The following is a 22,992-nucleotide window of genomic DNA, read 5'->3' as shown; positions in this document are numbered from 1 at the left end:
TAGACGGCTCAATCAGGCGGGTATTGACCGGCAGGATCGGATGCACAGCCTTGCGGACGCCCATTGTGGGGGAAGCTCAGCCTCCCGTGAGTTCCGCAAAGATCGCCGTCGCATTCATGTCGATCAGCAAGTCGAGGGGCCAGCTTGCTCGATTGCGGGTCGTTTCAGAGCGGATTTCCGCCATGGCCGAGGCGTCCAGGCTCGGAGTGTGCGCAAATCGCGCGACAACATTCCGGAACTCCTGAATGTATTTGCGCTGGTCCTCAAACAGTTCGGGCCCTCCCGCCGGTCCGTGCCCGGCGTGCACCTGGCTGACATCGCCGAAACGCTGCTCGATCTCGTCGATCTGCCGCAACCATGCCTCGGTACGCGCTTCAGCGAGCCAAGGATGGCAATTGTTGTAGATCAGGTCCGATGCGAGCAATGCGTCCGCTCCTGGCAGATGGATGACCGTGATGTCTGATGACTCGCCGGGCCCCAGGTCAATCATGCGAAGCTCAACACCGGCGATCGTAAGGCGATCATCGGCTCCTACGACTTTGTTCGGAAGCGCGTCCGCCTTCGGGTAATCGTCCCCGTATATTGGGGTCCAAGCCGCTCGCTTGGCAGGTTGGGTCTCTTGGATTGCGTCTATTGTAGCGCGAGTAGCGTAGACCGGTGTCGGGGGCAGCCCTTCCAAGAGAACGGGAAGACCGTTGTAGTGGTCCGGATGGGGATGCGAGATGATCACCGCGGCCAACGGCTTCTCGAGCGCGTCAAGCTGCTTGCGCAGGTCGCGAGCCGACGAGACAAGGAATTGAGTATCGATCACAATGACACTGTCGTGCCCCTCGATGAGGAAGCTGTTCACGTAGAATGCGCTCTCTGCGGCCGAATAGGTGTGAATTTTTGGCGACATGAGAGGATTGCCTCTTCATTGCTGTTGACGGTGACGCATCTTCCGTAAGGCTGTACTAATCCAACGCAAAACTTCGATATTCCCTGCTAGCCCGTGACAACAGGTTTGGCAGGGCAGCTCAATCCGGCGTCGATGCCGCCGGGGCCGACGCGGGCAGGCTGTTCGTTCCAGCAAATGCGTGCCGGGCCCTCAGCGCGGCGATTTTTTCGTCGAGCTCAGCGCGCGAATGCAGACCGCCGCCCACGATCACGGCCTCGATGCGGCGGACGTTGCGGATGTCCGCCAGGGGATCGGCGCCCAGCAGCAGGAGGTCGGCCTGCGCGCCGACCGCGACGACGCCTCGGTTCTTCGCCGAGCCCAGCCATTGGTTCGGCCGGCGCGTGGCGCTCTCAAGCGCCTGCTTCGGCGTCAGGCCGGAGACGGTCAGAGCCTCCAGCTCGTCGGGCAATGAATAGCCCGGAACGACGCCCGGCACGGGGGAGTCGGTTCCCGCCAACACCGGAACGCCGGCGGCTTCGAACACCGCGACCAGCTTTCGGTTGAAGGCGACGATCTTCTCGATGCGCGCGATCGCGGCGGGCGAGCTCTGGCCCACGTAGGGATTGTGCTTCAGCACGAGCTCACGCCACAGCGGATTCAAGGCGGCAAGCTCGGGTCGTCTCTCCAGCGATGAGGGATCGCGCATTTCCTCCAGGATCCGCTCGTCGAGCGTCAGGGTGGCGATCAGGCCCGTCCCGTTGCGCTTAGCCATATCGACGTAGCGGGCGATGGCCGCCTCGTCGGGCGCGGCCGTCTGCTGGGCGAACTCCTCCGCGTGCGCCACCACCGTGTAGCCGGGCTGGAAGAAGCGCTCCGTCAAGCCCTGCTCGCGCGCGGGGATGTGGCCTACGACGGGCAGATGTTGCTTGCGCGCTTCGTCGACGATCGCCGTGAACGTCGGGAGGTCGAGCCGGCTGTAGACCTTGATCAGGTCATAGCCCTCTTTCGCCGCGTCGCGCACCGCTCGGCGGCCGGCCTCCGGGTCGGCGGCGGCGCGGGTCATGCCGATCGGCCAGACCGGCGCGGCGCCATCGATCATGGCGGCCGTCACGATATGCGGCCCGAGCACCCGGCCGTTGTCGATCGCGGCCCGCTGGGCGAAGGTCTCGGACGTGGCCGACAGGTCGACGACCTGGGTCACGCCGTTGGCGACGTAGGGCAGAAATACGTCCTCGTCCTTGGTCGCCCCCGCCGGCAGGTCCGGTGCGTGCAGGACCAGCCGCAATATCCGGTCGTTCTCGAGGTGCGCATGGGCGTCGGTCAGGCCCGGGATCAGCCATTCGTGCGATCCGTCCACATGACGGCCCGGCGCGTTCAGACGCTTCGCAGTACTTGGACCGATCTCGGCGATGCGGCCGTCGCGGATGACCACAGTCTGATCCCGGATCTCCGCGCCGCCATCCGTCATCGGCACGACGGTGACGTGTTCGATCACCAGATCGGCGCCGCCGGCCGGTGCGGACACGGCAGCCGCAGGGGCGAGGGTCAGGAGCGCGAAGGCGAGGAGGGTGCGGCGCGGCGGCGTCTTCCGCATGATGGACCGTTCCCCCCTATGCGACCGCGGCCGGCGGACGCCGTCGCGAGCCCTGTCCGGCCTCGGTCTCGAGCCGCTCGGCTAGGCGTTTCAGCAGGCCCGTCATCAGGGCCTTCTCCTCGTCGGTCAGGACCTGCATCACCCATTCGAGACGGCCCCAGACGTCCGGCGCGGTCGCCTCAAGCGCGGCGTCGGCCTTGGGCGTGCGCGCCAGGCACACCTTGCGCCGGTCCTCGGGCGAAGGCTGACGCACCGCCAGGCCCTGCCTGACCAGCTCGTCGCAGATGCGGGTCAGGTTCGGCGCCGACTCGCCGGTCAGCAGGGCGAGATCGGCCATCGAGACCGGTGTCGCGTCCGCATCGCCGACGCGCGGCAACATGATCAGGGTGCGGAAGCTCCAATCCGTCAGACCGTAGGGCTTCAGCGCCGCCCGCATGCGCGCAAGGAAATCGCCGCTCACGTGGTTGAGCGCCCGCAGCAAGGCGACATCTCGCAGCGGCGCGTCTGCGTGCGCCTGGGCCAAATCAGCCAGTCGGGCTTCGATGCGGTCGAGTTTTGAGGACATTGGATGCTTCGCACTGGAACTATTCAAAAATGAAATAAATGGCGGCGTTGTCAATGCCCAGCTTGCGGCGTCGATATGCAGGCTTACGGACCCTGCGACCTACCGGCCCTCCCCGAACACGACCACGCCGGGCGCCTCGGCTGTTTGGCGGCGCCCATGATCGATCACGGCGAATGCAGCCGTTCCGCGGAGGGCGTCGAGCCTCCGCGGGGAGACCTCGGTCACCGAAAGGTCCTGGTCCGCAAGTTCCGCCGAGAAGGCTGGCGGGTAGGCGCCCTGGGGAACGAGTTCCGGCCGCGCCTTCAGCGGCCTGTCGTACCGAGTGTCGATGTTCGCCAGCAGCGGCGGGGCTGCCGCCACCGACTTCGGGTCGGCGCCCGAGAGGATCGACCCAGCGATGCGGACGGTCTCGGGGACGAGGGAGACGCCGATCGCCGCGATCGCCAGCACCGGCTTGCCCTGCTCGATCGCGATGACCGGGGCCATGTCCGAGGCGATGTGGCCGCCCGGCGGGACCGCGGCGAGACGCGCCTGGTAGATCGCCGCCGCCCCGCTGATCGGCACGCCGTCCACGACGATGCCCGTGTCGCCCCACATCACCGCGTTGATCGAGTGCACGAGGGCGGCGACGTTGCCCCATCGGTCGACCACGACCACGGAGTCGCTGTGGTGGCCCGGGTCCGCCCCGCCCGGCAGTCGCTCGGATAATTCATCGATCCGCGGAGCCGTCGCTTTGGCGTAAGTCGGCTGCGTCCGCGTCCGGCACCCTTCGCCGCCGCGCGCGCCCTCCGCATAGCCGGGCGCATGGCCCAACTCGGCCAGCCGGAGCGTCTTGGCTAACGCCGCAAAGGCCAGCGGGTCGGCCCCGTAGGACCCGAGCCGCCCTACGTGCTCGGCGTTGAGCAGGTTGAGGCTCTCCAGAATGGCGCAGGCGCTCACGTTGCTGTCGCCTGGCGCATAGACCTGGGCGGCGGCGAACCGGGTTGATAGCGGCCTCTCCCACACCGGCCGATAGCGCGCGAGATCCTCGAGTGTTGCCGCGCCGCCCTCGCGCCGAACGATGCGCACGAAGTCTTCCGCCCAGGGGCCGCGATACATGTAGTCGGAGCCCTGTTCCGCGACGCCGCGGAGCAGACGCGCAACGTCTGGCTGCATGAAGCGGTCACCCACCTTCGGCATCGAGCCGCCGGCCTGGGCCAGAAAACCTCGCCCCTCTTCAGTGCGCGCGAGGACCGGTTGCTCGGCCTGGAAGAAGCTGGAGAGCAGCGGCGAGACGACCACCCCATGCTCGGCGTACCAGATCGCCGGATCGAACAGGGTCCGGAACGGCAGTCGGCCGAACCTCAGGTGCGCGGCCTCCATGCCGGCCATGAAGCCGGGAACCAGCGTCTTGCGGCCCTGCGCGCCAGCTCCGCCGGCAGCGCCGGGCTTGATCAGGCTGAGGTCCATGTTCGGGATGGACGCGGGATCCGTCTCGCCGGCGTAGCTGGTCCAGCCGGCGTCCATCACGTACACACGCCCCGTGGACGCTTCGTAGTAGACGAGTTCGGCCACCCCGCCATACGAGACGACCGAGCCAAGGCTGGTCGAGACCTGGGTCAGGGCCGTGGCGATGGCGGCGTCGGCCGCCGTCCCTCCTTGGCGCAACGCCTCCATTCCGGCGTGCACGGCGATGGGCGACAGGGTCGCCGATACCAGCTCGGATCGCCCTCCGATGAGGCGCGCACCCGCGGGGTAAGGCCTGAGCTCCATCTGCTCGAGGCGGGCCCGCTCCGCTGCCGGCCAACGGCCGGGAGACAGGTCGGCCGCGAACGCCGGCTGCACGGACGCGACAACACAGGCTAAGAACAAGGCTCGGAACGTCTTCATCTGCCCCTCCATTTGGAAGAGCCCGTCCAATGCCTCCTGTCCCCAGGGGCCAGGTCAATGGCCCAACTGAAGAGGGCCCGAATCTGAGCCCCGCCGAAGCCGCGCGCGAGCTCGGTGTGAGCATCAAGGCGTTGAAGGTCTATGAACGGCGCGGAATGGTGCGGCCTCGCCGCGCGCTCAACGGCTATCGGGTCTATGGACCTGCGGAGCTCGGCCAGGTCCGACAGATCGTCGCTCTGAAGGCGCTCGGTCTGACGCTCGCTCAGATCGCCCAGCTCCTTACGGGGCCGGCCGAGCCGCTCTGGGCGGCGCTGGAAGACCACCATGCCGAGCTGTGCGAAGAGCGGCGCAGGCTCGATCGGGCGATCGCCTTGGTGGACGCCGCGCGAGCGGCGATGCGAGGAGGCAAGGCGCCGCGTCCGGAGGACATCGCCGCCCTCGCGGCGCGAGCCCCGCCGAAGGGGCCGCGTTGGCACGAGCGCCTGAACGCCTTCTACGCGGCGCATCTGGACGACGCCCAGTGGAAGGTGGTCGAAACCCGCAGCCTCGGCCTCTGGGCCGCGCTGATCGCCGAGTTGAAGGCGTTGTGCGCCGCCGACGCCGATCCGGCGTCGGCCGAGGCTCAGCGCCTGTTCCGCCGATGGGTGGCGGCGGCCCACGCCTCGGCGGGCGGCGATCCCGAGATCGTCGAAAGGTGCAGCGCCGCCTGGACGGCCGCCGCCTCCGATCCCGACCTTGGTCCAAACCTGCCGATCGGCGAGCCCGAACTCGTCTATCTCGGCCGCCTGCACGAGGCCAAGGAACGGTTACAGTGTCGGGACTGACGCCGGTTCGAGACGGTGACGTCCGACGACCTCCTCCACATTGTTTGTAAGCGCGGGACCGGGCCGCGCGTCAAGTCGCATATAACGACTTTCTCGCGAACGGCCAAGTATGATACAATTGGACGTCATGGGCCGCAGAGGCGGCGTCATGGCGCCGCGGCGCCGTTCGGGAGAACTGCGATGCGGACCAAATCCTCACTGGAACTCGCCGAAGCCGAGGCCATGGCCGCGGGATGCCGGCGGACTGCGAAGCGGCTCGGCGCACGCGTGGCCATCGCAGTCGTCGATGATTCAGGCGCCCTAATCCACTTCCAACGCCTGGACGGCGCGCGGGCGCACACGGTCGATCTCGCGATCCGTAAAGCAAAGACAGCTTCAATGCTCGGCGTGCCGACCCGGGCGCTCGAACTCTTAGCGAAGCAAGGAAGCTTGCAATCCGGCGAGGCGCTGGCCCTCGCGGGAGGGGTTTCCGTGATCGTCGACGGCGACTGCGCCGGCGCGATCGGCGTTTCGGGCGCCGCGACGGACATCGATGATGAAATCGCAAACGCCGGGCTTGCCGCGTTCTCGGCCGTTGAGCACCCGCGTTCTTCAGGGGCGTGAGTATCGATTTTGAGTTTAAGCTGCCCATTGCCGGAGATCCGCGACGTCAGCCGTCCCAGGCGCGGGTTCGTTCGCAGCGGATTGGGCAAGCGTTTTGGCCGGCCGCCAGAAGGCCGAAATTTAGAGCGCACTTCAGTTCACTGTAGCTGCGGCTCTCGTCGCGACCTGTTTTTTGACATGACTCAGGGCGAAGCAGCGCCGTTGGATGACCCGTCTGAAGCTCTGGCGCGCGACTATTTCGGCGTCCACCGGCGCGTGTAATGTCCGAAATCCGCGCCAGCCCGAACGGAGGCTGATGGCGGATTGTGTTGAAGAAGTCGGCTGGCGGCGGAGCGGATGGCGTTGGCCGGACTGTTGCGGACGGCCCGTCACCTCTCAGGCGGTCGTAGCCTGGGGTATCGGCTGGATCAGCTTGGCGAGCTTGCGGAGGTTTGGGCCGCGTGGCCGCGAGGAGGAACTTGTCTCTGGCGCCGTTGGGCCTCGCAGGCGCAGCCGATCGAGCCTCAGGATGCGTTTGAGGTGCGCGAACAACATTTCGACCTTCTTCTGCTCGCGACATGAGATGACGTAGGCGTCGGTTCCGGCGATGTCGCGCACCATGTCGCGGGCGCCCTTCTGGATGGAGCGCAGAATCGTGCGGGCGGGTGCGTTCGGGTAGCACCGCGGCTTCAGCGCGCAGGGTCTCAGTCGAGCTTACTGGCGCGGTAGCGCAGCATGCCGTTTTCATCGACCAAGGGGCGTGGCGTGCGATAGGCCTTCTGGCGCTGGCGCAGCTGCTTGCCGGCCGGGCAGATGTAGGCGTCGGCATTGTGGTCGAACGAGAAGTCGGCCCGCTCATGGGGCTCATCCCGCCGCGGCGATTTATCGAAGACCGGAATGTGCGGCTCGATCCCGCGGTCATGGACCAGCCAGGCCAGGTTCTCGGCCAACCCGTAGGCGCGTCGGCCGCCAGCCGCTCAGGCCATAGGCCGAAGCGGTCCTGGGTGCGCTCGATCCTGATTCAAATTTAGTCGTCACCGCGACGGCGTTGGTCGCCAGCCATGCGACCAGGCAACCTGAACGGGGACAGGACGGACCGATTTCGGCCCGGCCGCCTTAACAGGTCGGTTCCGAAAAGACCGCCGCCAACTTCAGATCAATCGCCAGCTTCGCCGCCGGCCTATGCTTGATCAAATTCGTCCACGCCGCCTAGGATTTGTAACGCACGATCACAGTCGGATTCGATCTGAATGGCCATTTCATCAATCGAATTGAATTTCTTGTCCCCGCGAATGTGGCGCACCAATTCGACGCGTAAGCGGTCGCCGTAGATGTCCTCGCAGAAATTAAACAGGAATACCTCTAAGAATTTTCCGCGACCGTCGAGAGTAGGGCGGTTACCATAGTAGGCGACGCTAAGATAGGTACGACCATCTTGTAGCTCTACACGCGCAGCGTAGATGCCTTGCGCCGGACAGGCGCCTTGCAAGGCGATATTAGCCGTGGGAAATCCGATTGTTCGTCCAATCTTCTCCCCGTGAATAACGACGCCTTCGAAAGTCGAGTTGTGCCGAGAATCTTGCCTCGAGCCGACTCCGGCCGGTCTCTCATCGCTGCTGTGGACAAAACCCGACAGATCAACGCACTGATCGGGCGTCTCTCTTGCGGGGAATATTGCAAGGCCCGCGGGCTCCCTGCCGGAAGATGGGCGCCTACGCGCTATCGATGCAGGCATGCACACGGTCCTCCAGCAACATCACCCTCTGGATATCAAAAAAATACCAAATATGTCAATATATGAAAATTGATGGCGTAAACCGATGGGGCCGGCGCAGCGCTTGATATGCCGAATGGCGCCACAGGCGAAGGCCGCCTGTCGGGTTCCGGCGGGCGGCCCCGTCGCTTGCTTTTTTTATGGCTAACCCAACGGGTCAGAACGGATGCCGCGCCGGTTCCGCGCTGGCGGTCATCCACTGCCACTGGATAAACTCTTCCCAGTTTGAGGTGCGGCCGAAGCGCGAGCCATTTCGCGACTGCCCCATCCCGCCGAAGGGAACGCCGGGCAAATCGGAGATCGTCTGGTCGTTGATATGCACCATGCCGGCCTTAATGCGGCGGGCGATCCTCAGGCCTCGCTCAAGCGAGCCGGTCTGTATGGCGCTGGAGAGCCCATATTCAGTGTCGTTGGCGATACGGATGGCGTCTTCCTCATCTTCCGCCGCCACCACAGGCGCAACCGGGCCGAAAATCTCCAGGTGATAGGCGGGAACTTGGGGGTTTCATTGCTGAGCACGGTGGGTCGATAGAAGGAACCCTCGAAGGTCCCGCCCGTGATCACGCTGGCCGGCCGCCACGGAGCTGCACACAATTCCATCGACGCGAGCTAGCTGCTTGGCGTCTATGATCGGACTGATATCCACATCCTTTTCTCGATAGGGATCGCCAACCTTCAGCTGCTGCGCCTTTCGGCTGGGGATTTCCAGGTAATCGTCGAGCACCTTGCGGAGAACGATGTGTCGGCCGCTGGCCATGCAGATCTGATCCTTATGCAGGAACGAGCCCCAGGCGCCCGCCGAAGCCGCGGCTTCAAGATCGGCGTCTTCCAGGGCAATGAAGGGGCTCTTACCGCCCAATTTCGAGGCCAACCTTCTTGGGGTTCCGCCCGGCGAGCTCGCCGACACGGCGGCAGACCGCGGTGGAACCGGTAAAGGTGATGAGCCTGATCTCGGGCAGGACGACCAAAGCCTCGCCGACCTCGGCGGCGCCGTTGACGACGCTGAAAAGCCGGGCGGGCAGGCCGGCCTTCTCGAAGATGCGCGCGATGACGGCGCCTCCGACGATCGGGGTCTGCGGGTCAGGTTTTAGGATCACGGCGTTCCCCTGTGCGAGTGCGGGTGCAATGGATCGCATGGCCAGCAGCAACGGAAAGTTCCACGGGGTGATGACGCCGACGAGGCCGAGCGGCACGCGTCAGGCAAGGCTTAGTTTGGAGGGGTTAGGATGGGGCAGCATCTGGCCTTCCGGCGCAATGAGCAACGCGTCGGAATGGACCAATTCGCCGATCGTGCCAGCCAACTCGGTTTCGGCCTTGCCATGCACGCCGCCCGTCTCCCGCACGATCATGCTCAAGAGCGCACCACGCTCTTGCTCGAAAAGTTCGGCTGCCCGGCGCATGATGGCGGCGCGCTCTTCGGCTGGCGTTTGGGCCCACATCGACTGGGCGTTCATGGCGTTTTCGGCGATGGCGGCGAGGGATGCGGGAACGGAAAGACCCACGTGTCCCAGTTCGTCGCCCGTGGCGGGCTCACGAACCGAGATTGTCGTCTCGGTGGGACGCCAAGCGCCATCGAACGACTATTCGGACCATGTTTCGGAAGCCAGGAGACTGACGGCGATGCTCATCGTTCTCTCCAATCGGATCAGGCCTATGCGTGGGCCCCGATGCGAAAACCTCTGATGCGAAGCGGTGATCGCGCTCGACCCCGCTCACACGCTCGGGATCGACGCTGTCGCGAATTTCCGGTGGAGAGGACGCCAATGGGCCTTGGTAAATCAGAGGGCTGAATTGGCGGGCCGAGGAGGACTGGGCTGCCTTGCGGCCGCGTTTGAGAAAGCGCAGATCCTAGGGTCAGGCTTCGTCACACACAAAGTTGACCAGCCGCCCAACCCCCGCAATGCCCACCTCGACGATATCGCCAGGCTTCATCCATACCGGCGGTTTACGTTTGGCGCCGACGCCTCCAGGCGTGCCGGTCAAGATCACGTCACCGGGAGAGAGCGAAGTGAAGGTGGAGAGATACGCGATGATCACCGGGATCGGGAAGATCATGTCCGCCACGCTGGCATGCTGCATGACCTCGCCATTGAGGCTGGTCGTCACGGTCACGGCCTGCAGATCGGCGATCTCATCCGGTGTGATCATCCACGGGCCGAGCGGCGCCGTGCCGGGGAAGTTCTTCCCTGGCGTGAACTGCTGGGTGTGCCATTGCCAGTCGCGCACCGAAGCGTCATTGGCGCAGGTGAAGCCGGCCACGTGCCGCAGGGCGTCGGCCTCGGAAATCCGGCGACCGCCCTGGCCGATGATCACCGCAAGTTCCCCTTCATAGTCGAGGCTGGCGGACTCTTTCGGGCGGAGGATGGGCGCGCCATGGGCAGTGAGGGTGTCGGCGAACCGCAGGAAGATGGACGGATGTCCGACCATGGCGCGACCTGTTTCCTGCCGATGGGTCTCGTAGTTGTGCCCCACGCAGAAGATCTTGGCAGGTTTGGACACGACCGGTCGCAGCGTGACCGTAGAAAGGGGCCGCCGTGCGGCGCTCGCCCTGGCCCTAAGAGCTTGTCCGTAGGCTTCCTGGGCGATCAGGTCCTTGAGATCCGCTACATGATCGCGAAGGATCTCGCCGACATCGACGATGTCCTCGCCCTCGACGAGTCCCCATGATGAGAGTCCCGCAGCCTCAAAGCTCGCATATTTCATAACGGTGTTCCTATTATAGAGGCTAGCAGCTAACTGCGTAGCAGGCCTTGGCCCCAACTGTTCAAGGTGCGCTCTTCATGCGGCCAGGCCCCCACGGAACGGTCTGGCTGCACGATCTCCAGCTCAGCCGATATCTCAATCCAGTTCCCGTCGCGGTCGTGCACGAATATGAAGAGGTTGTTGCCTGGCCCATGCCGCCCAGGGCCCCAAGTGAGGGGGATCCGTTCCTGCGCCATGTGGTCGCCCCAGTCGCGGATCAGGCCCCAGTCGCCGGCCTCATAGCAGTGATGATCGAGGCGATTTCCAGACGCCTGGAAGACCGCAAGGCTGTGGTGTTCATGGCTGCAACGCAGGAAGGACGTGCGCACGCCGCCCTCTTGGTCCACCACCACATCAGAAAGCTCAAAGCCGAAGACGCCTTGATAGTACTGCGCCAGCCTCGCGGAGTCCCGGCTAGCGAAGACGACGTGCTGCAGCCGGGCCTCGCGCGCCGCCGCCCCCGGGGCCTGCAGGGCGTCAGGCGACTTGCCCGGTGTTCCGAAGACGAAGCGGTTTCCGTCCGGATCCCTCACGCAAAGGGCGTCTTCGAACAGGTCGGTGGGCGAGAGCTCAGTCTGGAGGCCCGCGTCCGCAACGCGCATTCTTAGCGCTGCGAGGTCCGCCGCGTCGTCAACCGCGAAGGCGGCGAAGCTGAGCGTCTTGGACGGGCCGGGGAGGAAAAACAGGCGACGGTCCTTCGCTTGACCGAACCAGCCGTCTTGCCGAGCCTCGATCTGCAGCCCGAGCGCCCTGCCATAGAAGTCGGCCAGGGCCGCAGGCTCCGGGGAACACAGCGCCAGATGATGCAGGGTGGCGCGGAGCGCGGGCGTCTTTCGTTCTTCGGGCATTTCACATGGCCTTCAGGGCGGCGACCAAGGCCGCGGCGTCAATTCCAAATTGTTGGCGTTAAAGTGTCCCTTCTTCCCCTTTGGACAGCGCACCCCTTCGACGGGCGGGCGACCCACAAGGAAGCTTCGGTTCACGGACACGCATCAATCCTACAATAGGCATCTATTGTCAAAATAAGAATATATTAGCATTTTTCTGACATGGCGAGAGCCGCTTGCCTTCCCCTTAAGCCTGAACGCACCTCCTACATGCTCCCCCGGCGCGGAGGGCGAACGACGACAGCAATTCTTGGCGACGTCGTCGGCGAACGAAGGGCGGGTATGGAAAAGGGAGCGTGCCGGGTTGCCACGCGCATCGAGGAGAGCCTGATCGCAACCGGGTGGCCTGCGGGAAATTGTAGTCCATGGCTGCCCCGCCGCGAGCCCCGGGCAATGTCTTTTCGCCGTGGTCTTCGGTGCGGTCGGACCGTTCGATCTCGAAGAACCGATGGTCGAACTAAGCGGTTTCACAGGAGGCCGTTCCAGCCCAACGGTTCCACTCGATCTCCGGAATATTGGCGAAAAGCAAGTTCTCACGGTCCGTTGTGATGGCGTCGGGTGCGCCCTCCCACAGGACCGGACAGAACAAGCCGTCGAGAGTTTCGGTCTTGCCGCGATTGCTGACCGGGAAGTCGACCGCGACGACGCCGCAGCCGCCTCCAGCCAGCCAGTAGAGGTTCTTGAACCACGCGCAGGAAACCGAGACCACAGGCTCGCCTCGCAACGAAAACCCAGGCGGCAGCAACCGCTCCAGCTTGGCCAGATCGGTCAGGTAGCGCACCGCCAGCCACTCGGCGTTCATCACGCCAGTCTCTTCGGCGGTCCACATCCTGCCGCCGGGCTTTTGGCGGGGGCAGGGCCGAACACGGCGGGCATCCGGTAACGAGCGCCAGGCTGAAATTCAATGGTCATAGTCCTTGTCTCCAGAGCCGTTTCAGAAATCAGAAGTCGAAGCCCAGCCGGGCCCCGAAGGTCCGGGGCGGCCGAAGGCCGACGAAGGCGATGCCGAGGACGGGTTGGACGAACGATGTGGTCTTCACCGCCGCGTCTTCCATGTTGTCGATATAGGCGGTCACCCAGTAGTGGCCGTCCGATGAGCGCCAGGTCAGGCTGGCGTTCGACGAAGAATAGGCGTCCTGCAATTCGCCAGGCAGGTATTCCTCACCGACGTAGTATCGGCTTTCCAGTCGTGTTCCGATCATGGCTTCGAGCTTGTCGCCGTCAGCCAGGAAGAAGGTGTGCCGATACGAAAGATTCGCTGTCCACCTCGGCGATTGCGGCAGGGTGCGCCCCGAACAATTCACGACCACCGCCGCCTGGCCCGATACGGCCGTGAACGGACAGTCGGTCTGCGCTGGGCCGGTGGCGGTGGTTTGGGTGTAGGTGAAGGCGGTGTAGTGGGCGTTCAGCTGTTGGACATCGACCGAGATGCTGTCGCGGGTGGTCGGCTCCCAGACCAGATCGGCCTCGACGCCGTAGATCTCCGCCCGACCGGCGTTTTCGGTGATCAGGTTGAAGCCGCCTGGCCGGATCGGTCCGAGGTGGGTGACCTGCTGGTTGTCATAGCCCCAGTAAAACGCCTCGCCATTGACCTGGAGCGTATTGTTGAAAAACCGGTTCTTTGAGCCGACGGTATAGGCGGTCAGGGTCTCAGGCCGATAGGTGTTGGGCGGCAGGGAGCCGAAGAAGCCGCCCGCCTTGAATCCCGTCGCGACGTTGGCATAGAGCAGCGAGTGGGCCGTCAGATCGTATTCGACGCCCGCCTTCCAGGTCAGCTTGTCCTGATCAAGCTTGCCCGTCAGCGGGGCGTAGCACGCGCCGGTGGCGGGGACGTAAGGCTGACACACGGCCGCATAGAAGGCGGACGGTCCGCCCGGGTACTCCGCCGGCGCGGTCGGCGGGGGTCCGCCATTGCGGCCGCTTTGGCTCTTGTCTTCCTGGGTATAGCGCAGGCCGCCCGTCAGGCGCAGGGCGCTCGTGAGGGAATAGGTGACCTGGCCGAACGCCGAATAGCTGCGGGTATGCAGATCCGGCTGGGTGCTGTTGAACGCCACGCCTTGGTCGGCCAGGAGATTGAAGCGCAGGTCTTCATTGAAGAAATATCCGCCCAGGAGCCATTTGAGCGGCGCATGCTGATCGTGCGACGCCAGGCGCAGTTCCAGCGAACTGTCCTTGGCGTTCTCGTCTGACGAGACGGGAAAGCCGGCGCCGTAGTGCTTGTAGGTGTCCTGATCGTTGCGGAACGCCGGGATCACAGTGATGTCGGCGCCGTCGAAGGCATAGGAGACGGTGGCGGAAACGCCCCAGTTGTGATTGCGCACGAAGCCGTCGTCGCCGATCGCGGGCAGCAGGCTCGGATTGGTCCCGCCGGAGATGGCCAGGGAGGCGCCCCGAAGGATGGCGTTTACGCCACTCTGCGTCGGCCCCGTGAAGGGATTGGAGGGTTGCAGGAACGGCGCGGGGACGAGCCCGGGTCCCTTGCCGCCCAGGTGTTCGTAGTCGGCGGCCAGCAGCACCGACAGCCGTTCGCTCGGCGTGTATTTCAACTGGATGCGGCCGGCCTCGCTTTGATCGTCGCTGTAGCCGTCGGTCAGATATCCGTCGCGGCGAACGATGGTCCCGGAGACGCGCACCGCGATCTGGTCCGAAAGCGGCGCATTGAGCGCCAGCACGCCCCGTCGCAGGTTGTAGTCGCCCAGCTCCAGCGACCCCGAGGCGGCGTAGCGATCCACCGGCTTTTTGGTGACGATGTTGATCGCGCCCGCCGTCGCGTTGCGGCCGTACAGCGTGCCCTGCGGGCCTTTCAGCACCTCCACGCGGTCAAGATCGTAGAAAAGCCCGTCCGGGGCGGAACTGCGCGCGAGATAGACGCCGTCCAGGTTCATCGCGACGGCTGGCTCCGCGTAGGGATTGCCCGGAAAATTGCCGACGCCGCGGATGGTTACCTGGGCGCCGCCGGCGCCCACGGCGTTGAGCTTGAGCGCCGGAACCAGATTGGACAGATCCTGCGGCTGGGTCACGCCGGCGCGCTCCAGAGCCTGGCCTGTGAGGGCGGTCACCGGCAGGGCGGCCTTTTGCAGCGACTCCGAGCGCCGCTGGGCCGTGACGACTACTTCCCCAATGCCGGTCCCCGCCGGCGGCGGAGCTGCGGCGCCTTGGGTTTGAGCTGCGGCGCTTGAGCAAAGCGTGGCCGTCGCCAGCGCGAGCATGCTCGTGCCAGCCAGATATCTCGTCATTTCTGGACCCCCTATGAACGTCCGCTTCTTGATTGAATTGATCGTGGCTCCAGCTACCTCACCGCCATGCGCCACCTGTCGAGCAGAGCCTCCGGGGGGCCGGTTCCGAAAACGTAGCGGTCTGGCTGCACCAGCACCGCCTGCGCATCGACCTCACCTAGCCAGCGCGCCCGGGGCGGCGCCAACGGCGCCAGAACCGACTCGTCCAGATCAAGCCGGCGGACGCTCGCAGCATCGGGCAGGTCGCGCCCGATCAGGGCAGCCCCGAGGCCCAGTTCGTCATCGAGCCGCCGTCCCTGGGCGACCGGCTGCGGCAGGAGCCTGCCCGCAGCCGGGCCATGGCCAGAACGCCAGCCTTTAAGGCCGGGATAGGCCACGGACAGATCCTGTTCGCCGCGTTGCTTGCGGGCGACCATCTCGTGGTCGCGCTCCCGGGCGGCCGTCTCGTCGAGCATGCACACCACCCGGCCCATGGCGATGGCCGTTTCGATCACGGCGCGCACGTGGGGTTCGCGTTCCTGCTGGTAGCTGTCCAGCAATCGGGGGTCGGCCCCACCGATCACCGCCGCGAATTTCCAGGCCAAGTTCGCCGCGTCCCGGATGCCGGCGCACATGCCTTGGCCGGCGAGGCCAGCAACCGCCGCATCTCGTCGAGCTCCGGCGCGGAAAAGCGCCCATAGGCCACGCCGCGAATCCTGACGAGACTCATCTCAACGGCCTCCGAGCACGCCGTCAGCGGCGTCGCGCCCGATGGCGGCGGCTTCGGCGACGTCCAGGCCGAGCGCCCGCAGCGCCGCCGCGGCCATGGCGGCGGCCAGATCGCGAGCCGAGCCCGAGGCTTCCCCCGACATGATGTGCTGGACGCTGACCATGGTCAGACCCAGGACGACCAGGACCCCCGCCTCGATCCCGATCGCGCCCAGTCGGCCCAAGTCCATGCCGCGGCGGACGTCGTCGCTGACCCCGGCGTTCAGCGGCGCTTCCGGGTCGGTGTGCCGCTCAGCGAGGTTGAGCATGGTCTGAACGCGATCCGGGTGATCCAGCGCGTAGCGCATCACCACGCACAGGGCGCGGGCGATGCGTGACGGCGGATCGGCGATTTCCTGGTTGGCCGAATAGATATGGAATTCCACATCGCCCTGGACAAGCTCGAAGATCGCCTTGGCGAAGGCGCTCTTGTCCGGGAAGTGATTGTAAAAACTGCCTTTCCCGACCTCGGCCGCATCGACGATGTCGTCGATCGTCACGCCCTCGACCGGGCGTTCGGCGAACAGTCTCTGGCCTGCGGCCAGGAGCGCGGTGTGCGTCCTCTGGCGCTGGCGGTTTCCGGGCGCGGAGGGGGGTGGCCTCAATACGCGTTCGTTCATCCCTAGGTCCTGGTTGTTCGCCATTCAAGTGCGCGCTTGACTAGTCAGTCAGGTTTGGACGACTTAGTCAAGTCGGCGATTTCCGCGAGCCGGACAGGACCTGGCTGGAGCGCCGCCCATGGGCGGCGAGCGACAAAAGGATGAGGAATTCATGAGGCTTGTTCGCTTCACCCGAAACGGCGGGACCCGCAACGGCAGGCTCGAGGGCGACGCCGTGGTGGATCTCTCCCACCTACCGGATGTCGGCGCTTCCATGCGCGCGCTGCTGGAGCAGTTGCCTGCGCGGCGAAGCGAACTAGAAGCGGCGCGCGGCGCGCGGCGCGCTCTACCCCTTGAGCGAGGTCAGGCTGGAGGCGCCGATCAGCGATCCTCAGAAATTCCTGGCTATTGGCATAAACTACAAGGCCCACGCTGACGAGGCCGCCGCCGCTGGCCTTCCCAGGCCCACCAGCCAGCTCTGGTTCAACAAGCAGGTCAGCTGCATCAACGGCCCCTACGGCGACGTCGAGATCCCCGCCGTGTCACAGCAGGTGGACTACGAGGCCGAACTCGGTGTGGTGATCGGCCGCCGCTGCCGGCATGTGTCGCGCGCCGAGGCGCGCAGTGTCGTGGCCGGATATCTGGTCTGCAATGACGTCACCGCCCGGGACTGGCAGTTCCGCTCCCCGACCTTCACGCTCGGCAAGTCCTTCGACACCCACGGCCCCATCGGACCCTGGATCACCACGGACGACGAGGTGAGCGATCCGCACGACCTGGAACTGACCTTGCTGCTGAATGGCGAGGTGCGGCAGAGAACCTCCACCGGCGACATGATCTACGACATCTGGACGCAGATCGAATACCTATCGACCGTGATGACCTTAGAGCCGGGCGATATTCTCGCGACCGGTACGCCCGCCCACGTGGGGATCGCGACTGGCACGTTCATGAAGCCGGGCGACGTCGTGAGAGTCGCCGTGACGGGGCTGGGATACATCGAAAATCGCTTCGTCGTAGCCCAGAATTAAGTCAGCGCCACTCCATAGGATTTTATCATTTTTCGCAAAATAAGATAAAATGGATAAAACATATATGGAGAAATTGTCTATATGGGGTAATTTAAAATTCCGAGTAGGCAGGGGGAGAGGTTGGGTATGGCGTCGGTGACAGGAGGCGAACTCGTTGTCCGAACCCTCATGGCGGCTGGGGCTGACGCCGTTTTCGGACTCCACGGCGCCCACATCGATACTCTGTTCCAAGCTCTGCTGGACCACCGGCGCCCTGTGATCGACACGCGCCACGAGGCGGCGGCGGGCCATGCCGCCGAGGGTCTCGCCAGGGTCTCAGGCGGGCTGGGCGTCGCCCTGCTCACGGCCGGCGGGGGGTTCACCAACGGACTGACTTCGATCGCCAACGCCTGGCTGGACCGCACGCCGGTGCTCTACATCGCCGGGTCCGGGCCACGCCGCGACGACGAGACCAACACCCTGCAGGCCGGGATCGACCAGATCGCCATGGCGAAGCCCGTGACCAAGTGGGCGCATCGCGTGTTGCAGGCCGACCACCTCCCGCGCCTGGTGGCCCAGGCGATCCGGGTGGCGCTGACGCCGCCGCGCGGGCCGGTCCTGCTCGACATTCCGTGGGACGTGCTGACCGAGATGGTCGAAGTCGGCGACTTGAATCTGCCCGGCATCGAGCAGCTGAGCCTTGGCGCCGGGCCCGCGCGCCGTGACCTTGACGCCGCAATGGACCAGCTGGGCAAGGCCCAGCGGCCTGTCGTGGTTCTGGGGTCCGAGGCCAGCCGTTCGTCGGCGGCTATTTCTCTCGAGCGCTTCACCTCGGCCAGCGGGATTCCCGCCTTCGCCGACTACGAGGCCCTGCACCTGCTATCGGGGCTGCCGGACTCCATGAATGGCGGGCTTGTCCAGGGATTGCACGGACTGCGGCCCGACGCCGTGCTCATGCTAGGCGTGCGCTTCGGCCTGAACACCGCGCACGGATCGGGCGCCTTGCTCCCGCACGATGCGGAGATCATCCAGGTCGATCCCGATGCGCGGGAACTGGGGCGACTGCAGGCGATCGCCCAGGGCGTGGCGGCAGACGTTGGGGCGACGCTGGACGCGCTTGCCGAGGCGGCGCCCCTGCGAAGCTGGCCGAACTGGGACGGCTGGCGAACAAGGGTTCAGGAACACATCGCCGAACGGGCCAGACGGGTCGCGGCCGCCGCGACCACCACAGGCCGGTTGCACCCCTACACCGCCTCCGCCGCGGTGGGCCGCCACATAGGCCCTAAGACGGTGGTCGTAGCGGACGGCGCGCTGACCTATCTCTGGTTCAGCGAGGTGATATCCAAGGCCAAGCCGGCTGGTTTCTTGTGTCACGGCTATCTGGGCTCTATGGGCGTGGGCTTTGGCGTGGCCCTGGGCGCGCAATGGGCGGCGGGCCGACGCGGTCAGCGGACGATTCTCGTCACCGGCGACGGTGCTGTGGGTTACAGCCTCGCCGAATTCGACACTGCCGTTCGCCATGGGATACCCCTGGTGGTGGTCGTAATGAACAACCAGAGTTGGGGCGCTACGCTTCATTTCCAGCAGTTCGCCGTCGGACCGAACCGCATCACCAATACGCGCCTCGAGAACGGCAGCTACGCCCAGGCCGCCGCCGCCTTCGGCGCCGACCACTACCGCGTCGAGACCGCCGAAGCCTTGGATGAGGCCTTGAGCCAAGCCCTGTCGCGCGACCGGCCGGCCTGTATCGAGGTCATGGTCGCGATCGATCCCATCCCGCCCGAGGAGCGCGTGATCATGGGCGGTGAGCCTTTTGCCGCGGAGGACGCCGATGCCTGACCTGTTGTTCGGCCAGCCGGACGATGGCGTGATCCAGATGGGCTACGTTGTGCCGAACCTGGCCGAGGCCATGGCCCGCTGGACGGCGGATCTCGGCGTCGGCCCCTGGTTCACCGTTTCGCGCTTCGCCGGCGAGGAGCCGATGTACCGGGGGGCGCCCGCCACCGCGGTCTGCGACATCGCGCTGGGTTTCGCCGGGCACATGCAGATCGAGCTAATCCAACCCTGCGATAAGGAGCCTTCAGTCTATCGCGAAATGCTCGATCGCACCGGCTATGGCTTTCACCATTTCGGCCTAGCCGCCCGCGACATGGAACAGGCCATGGCCGCCATGAGCGACCGAGGCTACGAGCTGGCGTTCACCGCCCGGGTCCCTTCCGGAGGGCGCGTCGCCTATTTCGACACGTTCGGCGCGCTTCCGGGCATGATCGAATTGCTGGAGGCGAACGCCGCACTCGAAGCCCAATTCGCCGTCATGCATAGCGCCGCGTGCGGCTGGGATGGCGCTGATCCCGTGCGCTCGCTGATGGAGCTCAAACCGGCCTGAGCGATCGTCCCGACGGCTCAGGCGGCGATCGCGGTCGCCGCCGGCGTCCGCTCGCCGAGCAGGTCTTTCAGCATTTCGTGGAGGCGGCCCGCCTGGTCGGCGCGGCAGGCGGCCGCTACGGTGCGGTCAGGGCGAACCAGCAGCAGCCATCCCTGGTAAGGGGCCAGCGCAGAACCGTGCTGCTGCGTATTGCGGACGCAGACGAGGTCGCCTTGGCTGGGGTTATAGCCGCAGGGGGTAAGGCCGACTGGATTGACGCCGCAAGCCTCGATGGCGGCGAGATCCAGCGTCCCGAATACCCGTTCAGGATCGGCGTCATAGGCGACCAGGGCGAAGCCAGGACCCAATATCTCATCTAGCCGGACGCGGCTGCGGTCGGGGCGCTCGACGAGCGGCTGCGGCAGCAGCCGCCCGACCAGGGAAATCTCTTTCGGACGCCCGTCCGGCCGGATGAAACCCGCATGGAAGTGATGCTTGGGCTTGTAGCGCATCTCCGCGATATAGGCCTTGGCCGCCGGAAACAGACCGAGCAGGCGGAAGCCCCATTCCATGGATTTGGCGTGCAGCCACGACCTGGGGGCCATCACTCGTCCCATCCACACGGCCAGCTGGATCAGGTCGCGCGCATGGTCCGGCCTTTCCGACACATAGGTGTCGAGCAACTCAGCCGGGAGTTCGCCCTTGGTCACCATGGCGAGTTTCCACGCCAGGTTCTGCGCATCGCGCAAGCCGCTGTTCATCCCCTGGCCGGCGAAGGGCGGCGTCAGGTGGGCGGCGTCGCCCGCCAGGAATATGCGGCCCTCGCGCCAGCGCTCGGCGACCCTGGCATGGAAGGTATAGGGTTGCACACGCTTGATGATCGGGTCCGGTTCACCATAGGCGGCCAGCAGCGCGGCGACGCTGGAGGGCTGGAGCAAGGCCTGTTCGTCTTCGCCGGCCTTGATCATGAGTTCGAAGCGGCGCGTGCCCCCAGGACCTGGAAGCGAGATCCCCGGACGTCTGGGATCGCAAAACACCTGGGTATGGCGGAAACGGTTGCGCGTGCCGGCGATGTCGATGATCAGCCAGCGCTCGGCATAGGACAGGCCCACCAATTCGATGCCGAGCTGTTTGCGGATGAAGCTGCTGCCGCCGTCGCAGGCCACCAGGTAGTCGCACAAGATCCGGGAGCTCGATCCATCCGGACCCGTGACTTGGATCCAGGCGCGGTCGCCGTCCTGGCCGACGTCGATGACGTTGTGCTCGAAGAGCGGGGTCACGGCGCCGAAACGCGTCAGCCCGTGGCGCAGGGTGGCTTCCAGCATCGGCTGGTGGAATGCGTTGCGCTTTTCGAAGCCGTATTCTGTCGAGGTCGGTTCGACCGCCGCAAAGCAGCGGCCGCGGGCGGACAGGTAATGGGACCCGTAGCCGGACGCGACCTCAGCCTGGACCGCTTCGGCCAAGCCGGCGGCCTGCATGATCCGCATGGCCTCATCATCGATGGAGACCGCGCGGGGCTGCTGCACCGTTGTGGCGTTGCGCTCGACCAGTGCAGCAGTGGCGCCGTACCGGCCGAGCAGGTTCGCCAGCGTCAGGCCGGTCGGGCCGGCTCCGACGATCACGATCGGAAAATGGGTATCCGCGGGCAGCGAACTCACGACCAGTCCTTGGTGTCTGTCGATGATGGGGCAGGGCGGCGCGATCAGGACCGCAGGAACGCCTGGCCCCAGGAATTGAGCGTCCGGGCCTCATGCCGCCAGACGCCGGCTGGGGCGCCCTCTTGCATGAGGTCGAGTTCGGCGGACACTTCGATCCAGTTGCCGTCCGGATCGCGGACCATGAAGAACAGGTTGTGGCCCGGTCCGTGCCGTCCGGGTCCCCAGTGCAGGGGCGTCTGGGCGTCGGCCATCCGGTCGCCCCAGTCGCGCAGCAGCGCCCAGTCGCCGGCCTCGTAGCAGTGGTGGTCAAGCCCGGTGCGCCGTGACAGGAAGATGGCGCGGCTGTGATGCTCGGCGTCCGTGCGCAGGAAGATGGAGCGCAGGCCGCCCTCATCGTCGCGGACCTCGTCGGACACGATGAAGCCCAGGCTGTCGCGATAGAAGGTGGCGACAGGATCGATCGCCGTCGTGGCGGTGACGAAGTGCTGCAGTCGCCCGCGCAGGCGGCCGGATTGGCGCAGGTACCGGGAGGCTTGCTGTCTGGCCCCGAACACGATGACCGCGCCGTCTGGATCGGCCACGGCGAAGGCGTCCGCACCAAACTGGGAGCTGGGCGAGGCCAGCGTCTCGACTCCCCTGTCTTCGATTGTGGCTCTATAGACGCCGAGGGATTGGGCGTCAGGAAACGCATAGGCCGAATACGCCGCGTCGCCGGCGGCCCCAGCCTTGAACACGACTTTCCGATCGGGGCCAAAGGCCAGGAATTCGCCGCCTCTGCGCTCCACCGCCATGTCCAGGGCGCGCCCGTAGAACATCGCCAGGGCCTCGGGATCAGGGGAGGTGAGCGCAATGTGGTCGAGGCGGACGTGGCGCAGCAGATGGGGCATGGGATCATTGGCCTTCATCATTGGACCGTGACGCCGCCGTCCACGGCCAAGGCTTGGCCGACGAGGTAGCTGGAGGCGTCTGACGCCAGAAACACGGCCGTCCTGGCGATTTCTTCAGCTGAGGCCACGCGCTTGATGGGGACGGTGCCGAGGATGTGCTGTTTCACAGCCGGGTCGGCGGTGACGTTGCGCAACATGTCGGTGTCGGTGGCGCCGGGGCAGAGCGCGTTGATGCGGATGCCCTGACCGATGTAGTCCAGCGCCGCCGCCCGGGTCAGACCGATCACGCCGTGCTTGGCCGCGCAATAGGCGGCGGCCAAGGGCGCGCCCACGAGACCCGCGACCGAGGCCGTGTTGACGATGGCGCCGCCGCCGCTCTGCAGCAGGGCGGGGATTTCGTGCTTCATCGACAGGAAGACCCCGGTCAGGTTGATCCGCAGCACCCGGCCCCATTCGGCCTCGCTGACCTCGGCCGCCAGACTCGGTCGATCGGCGACGCCGGCGTTGTTGAACGCGACGTCCAGGCGGCCGTAATGCTCGAGCGAGCCCGAGACGAGCCTGGCGCAGCTGTCGGCGTCCGAAACATCGCATGCGATCGCAAGGCCCTCGGCTTGCCGTCTGCGGATCAGGTCCACGGTGTCGTTTGCCGCAGCTTCGTCGATATCCGAAACCACCACCCGGCCGCCTTCGGCCGCGAACAGCAGGGCGGCGGCCCGGCCGATGCCCCGTCCGCCGCCGGTGACCAGAACCACCTTGCCTTCAAACTGTCCCGCCAT

Annotated in this window: 20 protein-coding genes and 3 pseudogenes; 6 read left to right on the top strand and 17 right to left on the bottom strand. The window is 65.6% G+C overall.

The features are described 5' to 3' along the window. Positions 1 to 76: 76 nt before the first annotated feature. The 4 genes from KCG34_RS10640 to KCG34_RS10625 form a co-directional block, all read right to left on the bottom strand. Entirely contained in the window at positions 77 to 898 is an 822-nt protein-coding gene (locus tag KCG34_RS10640) for an MBL fold metallo-hydrolase (RefSeq protein WP_211940329.1), read from the bottom strand. Between the two features lie 118 nt (positions 899 to 1,016). Next, positions 1,017 to 2,471 (bottom strand): amidohydrolase family protein, encoded by a 1,455-nt coding sequence (locus KCG34_RS10635; protein WP_211940328.1) that lies wholly within the window; start codon positions 2,469 to 2,471, stop codon positions 1,017 to 1,019. 16 nt (positions 2,472 to 2,487) lie between these two features. Next, positions 2,488 to 3,036, bottom strand: a complete 549-nt coding sequence (locus KCG34_RS10630) for a MarR family winged helix-turn-helix transcriptional regulator (protein WP_211940327.1) — start codon at positions 3,034 to 3,036, stop codon at positions 2,488 to 2,490. 99 nt (positions 3,037 to 3,135) lie between these two features. Next, complete coding sequence (locus tag KCG34_RS10625; RefSeq protein ID WP_211940326.1) at positions 3,136 to 4,683, bottom strand: gamma-glutamyltransferase; 1,548 nt, start codon at positions 4,681 to 4,683, stop codon at positions 3,136 to 3,138. 338 nt (positions 4,684 to 5,021) lie between these two features. Between KCG34_RS10625 and KCG34_RS10620 the strand changes: the two genes are divergently transcribed. Both KCG34_RS10620 and KCG34_RS10615 read left to right on the top strand, forming a co-directional pair. After that, on the top strand, positions 5,022 to 5,729 hold the full coding sequence (locus tag KCG34_RS10620; protein WP_211940325.1) for a MerR family transcriptional regulator: 708 nt from the start codon (positions 5,022 to 5,024) through the stop codon (positions 5,727 to 5,729). Positions 5,730 to 5,909: 180 nt separating this feature from the next. Next, entirely contained in the window at positions 5,910 to 6,332 is a 423-nt protein-coding gene (locus KCG34_RS10615) for a GlcG/HbpS family heme-binding protein (RefSeq protein ID WP_211940324.1), read from the top strand. 375 nt (positions 6,333 to 6,707) lie between these two features. Here the strand turns inward: KCG34_RS10615 and KCG34_RS25845 are convergent. The 10 genes and pseudogenes from KCG34_RS25845 to KCG34_RS10565 form a co-directional block, all read right to left on the bottom strand. Continuing rightward, positions 6,708 to 7,326, bottom strand: a pseudogene (locus KCG34_RS25845) (transposase); the annotation flags it as partial. A gap of 165 nt (positions 7,327 to 7,491) precedes the next feature. Next, positions 7,492 to 8,046: a riboflavin kinase gene (locus KCG34_RS10600; RefSeq protein ID WP_211940322.1), complete on the bottom strand. Its 555-nt coding sequence runs from the start codon at positions 8,044 to 8,046 to the stop codon at positions 7,492 to 7,494. A gap of 196 nt (positions 8,047 to 8,242) precedes the next feature. Next, a pseudogene (locus KCG34_RS26015) lies at positions 8,243 to 8,944 on the bottom strand (aldehyde dehydrogenase family protein). Beyond that, positions 8,934 to 9,596: pseudogene (locus KCG34_RS26010) on the bottom strand (aldehyde dehydrogenase family protein). The pseudogenes KCG34_RS26015 and KCG34_RS26010 overlap by 11 nt, the downstream one beginning before the upstream one ends. 343 nt (positions 9,597 to 9,939) lie before the next feature. Continuing rightward, the gene (locus tag KCG34_RS10590) at positions 9,940 to 10,788 is read right to left on the bottom strand and encodes a fumarylacetoacetate hydrolase family protein (RefSeq protein WP_211940321.1); all 849 of its coding nucleotides are present in this window, start codon (positions 10,786 to 10,788) and stop codon (positions 9,940 to 9,942) included. A 29-nt stretch (positions 10,789 to 10,817) separates the two neighbouring features. Continuing rightward, a complete protein-coding gene (locus tag KCG34_RS10585; RefSeq protein ID WP_211940320.1) occupies positions 10,818 to 11,675 on the bottom strand; it encodes a VOC family protein in 858 nt (285 codons plus the stop codon). A gap of 496 nt (positions 11,676 to 12,171) precedes the next feature. Then, positions 12,172 to 12,516 (bottom strand): acetoacetate decarboxylase family protein, encoded by a 345-nt coding sequence (locus tag KCG34_RS10580; protein WP_249138330.1) that lies wholly within the window; start codon positions 12,514 to 12,516, stop codon positions 12,172 to 12,174. Positions 12,517 to 12,655: 139 nt separating this feature from the next. Next, the gene (locus KCG34_RS10575) at positions 12,656 to 14,950 is read right to left on the bottom strand and encodes a TonB-dependent receptor (protein ID WP_211940318.1); all 2,295 of its coding nucleotides are present in this window, start codon (positions 14,948 to 14,950) and stop codon (positions 12,656 to 12,658) included. 53 nt (positions 14,951 to 15,003) lie between these two features. Beyond that, the gene (locus KCG34_RS10570; RefSeq protein WP_249138296.1) at positions 15,004 to 15,534 is read right to left on the bottom strand and encodes an FAD-dependent monooxygenase; all 531 of its coding nucleotides are present in this window, start codon (positions 15,532 to 15,534) and stop codon (positions 15,004 to 15,006) included. A 126-nt stretch (positions 15,535 to 15,660) separates the two neighbouring features. Then, positions 15,661 to 16,317 carry a TetR/AcrR family transcriptional regulator gene (locus KCG34_RS10565; protein WP_211940316.1) on the bottom strand — a complete coding sequence of 219 codons (657 nt, stop codon included), beginning with the start codon at positions 16,315 to 16,317 and terminating at the stop codon, positions 15,661 to 15,663. 118 nt (positions 16,318 to 16,435) lie between these two features. On the opposite strand from KCG34_RS10565, the gene KCG34_RS26140 reads away from it, so the two are divergent. From KCG34_RS26140 to KCG34_RS10545, 4 genes are all read left to right on the top strand, one after another. Beyond that, complete coding sequence (locus tag KCG34_RS26140; protein WP_211940315.1) at positions 16,436 to 16,732, top strand: Rv2993c-like domain-containing protein; 297 nt, start codon at positions 16,436 to 16,438, stop codon at positions 16,730 to 16,732. Beyond that, a complete protein-coding gene (locus KCG34_RS10555) occupies positions 16,650 to 17,327 on the top strand; it encodes a fumarylacetoacetate hydrolase family protein (RefSeq protein ID WP_211940314.1) in 678 nt (225 codons plus the stop codon). The genes KCG34_RS26140 and KCG34_RS10555 overlap by 83 nt, the downstream gene beginning before the upstream one ends. A gap of 126 nt (positions 17,328 to 17,453) precedes the next feature. Then, complete coding sequence (locus KCG34_RS10550; RefSeq protein ID WP_367576028.1) at positions 17,454 to 19,145, top strand: thiamine pyrophosphate-binding protein; 1,692 nt, start codon at positions 17,454 to 17,456, stop codon at positions 19,143 to 19,145. Continuing rightward, entirely contained in the window at positions 19,138 to 19,692 is a 555-nt protein-coding gene (locus KCG34_RS10545; RefSeq protein ID WP_211940312.1) for a VOC family protein, read from the top strand. The genes KCG34_RS10550 and KCG34_RS10545 overlap by 8 nt, the downstream gene beginning before the upstream one ends. A 17-nt stretch (positions 19,693 to 19,709) precedes the next feature. Here the strand turns inward: KCG34_RS10545 and KCG34_RS10540 are convergent, their stop codons facing one another. The 3 genes from KCG34_RS10540 to KCG34_RS10530 form a co-directional block, all read right to left on the bottom strand. Beyond that, positions 19,710 to 21,293, bottom strand: a complete 1,584-nt coding sequence (locus tag KCG34_RS10540; RefSeq protein ID WP_376788219.1) for a bifunctional 3-(3-hydroxy-phenyl)propionate/3-hydroxycinnamic acid hydroxylase — start codon at positions 21,291 to 21,293, stop codon at positions 19,710 to 19,712. A gap of 80 nt (positions 21,294 to 21,373) precedes the next feature. After that, a complete protein-coding gene (locus KCG34_RS10535; RefSeq protein ID WP_211940310.1) occupies positions 21,374 to 22,216 on the bottom strand; it encodes a VOC family protein in 843 nt (280 codons plus the stop codon). Between the two features lie 17 nt (positions 22,217 to 22,233). Then, the gene (locus KCG34_RS10530) at positions 22,234 to 22,992 is read right to left on the bottom strand and encodes a glucose 1-dehydrogenase (protein WP_211940309.1); all 759 of its coding nucleotides are present in this window, start codon (positions 22,990 to 22,992) and stop codon (positions 22,234 to 22,236) included.

It is taken from the genome of Phenylobacterium montanum (assembly GCF_018135625.1).
GTDB lineage: Bacteria > Pseudomonadota > Alphaproteobacteria > Caulobacterales > Caulobacteraceae > Poindextera > Poindextera montana.
This window is presented reverse-complemented; position numbering and strand designations above follow the sequence as displayed.

What these genes read in the sequence shown, in the direction of transcription:
- KCG34_RS10640 (WP_211940329.1), bottom strand. Translation starts at nt 898, where the DNA reads ATGTCGCCAAAAATTCACACCTATTCGGCCGCAGAGAGCGCATTCTAC.
- KCG34_RS10635 (WP_211940328.1), bottom strand. Translation starts at nt 2,471, where the DNA reads ATGCGGAAGACGCCGCCGCGCCGCACCCTCCTCGCCTTCGCGCTCCTG.
- KCG34_RS10630 (WP_211940327.1), bottom strand. Translation starts at nt 3,036, where the DNA reads ATGTCCTCAAAACTCGACCGCATCGAAGCCCGACTGGCTGATTTGGCC.
- KCG34_RS10615 (WP_211940324.1), top strand. Translation starts at nt 5,910, where the DNA reads ATGCGGACCAAATCCTCACTGGAACTCGCCGAAGCCGAGGCCATGGCC.
- KCG34_RS10600 (WP_211940322.1), bottom strand. Translation starts at nt 8,046, where the DNA reads ATGCCTGCATCGATAGCGCGTAGGCGCCCATCTTCCGGCAGGGAGCCC.
- KCG34_RS10590 (WP_211940321.1), bottom strand. Translation starts at nt 10,788, where the DNA reads ATGAAATATGCGAGCTTTGAGGCTGCGGGACTCTCATCATGGGGACTC.
- KCG34_RS10585 (WP_211940320.1), bottom strand. Translation starts at nt 11,675, where the DNA reads ATGCCCGAAGAACGAAAGACGCCCGCGCTCCGCGCCACCCTGCATCAT.
- KCG34_RS10580 (WP_249138330.1), bottom strand. Translation starts at nt 12,516, where the DNA reads ATGAACGCCGAGTGGCTGGCGGTGCGCTACCTGACCGATCTGGCCAAG.
- KCG34_RS10575 (WP_211940318.1), bottom strand. Translation starts at nt 14,950, where the DNA reads ATGACGAGATATCTGGCTGGCACGAGCATGCTCGCGCTGGCGACGGCC.
- KCG34_RS10565 (WP_211940316.1), bottom strand. Translation starts at nt 16,317, where the DNA reads ATGAACGAACGCGTATTGAGGCCACCCCCCTCCGCGCCCGGAAACCGC.
- KCG34_RS26140 (WP_211940315.1), top strand. Translation starts at nt 16,436, where the DNA reads ATGGGCGGCGAGCGACAAAAGGATGAGGAATTCATGAGGCTTGTTCGC.
- KCG34_RS10550 (WP_367576028.1), top strand. Translation starts at nt 17,454, where the DNA reads ATGGCGTCGGTGACAGGAGGCGAACTCGTTGTCCGAACCCTCATGGCG.
- KCG34_RS10545 (WP_211940312.1), top strand. Translation starts at nt 19,138, where the DNA reads ATGCCTGACCTGTTGTTCGGCCAGCCGGACGATGGCGTGATCCAGATG.
- KCG34_RS10535 (WP_211940310.1), bottom strand. Translation starts at nt 22,216, where the DNA reads ATGCCCCATCTGCTGCGCCACGTCCGCCTCGACCACATTGCGCTCACC.
- KCG34_RS10530 (WP_211940309.1), bottom strand. Translation starts at nt 22,992, where the DNA reads ATGGCGGGACAGTTTGAAGGCAAGGTGGTTCTGGTCACCGGCGGCGGA.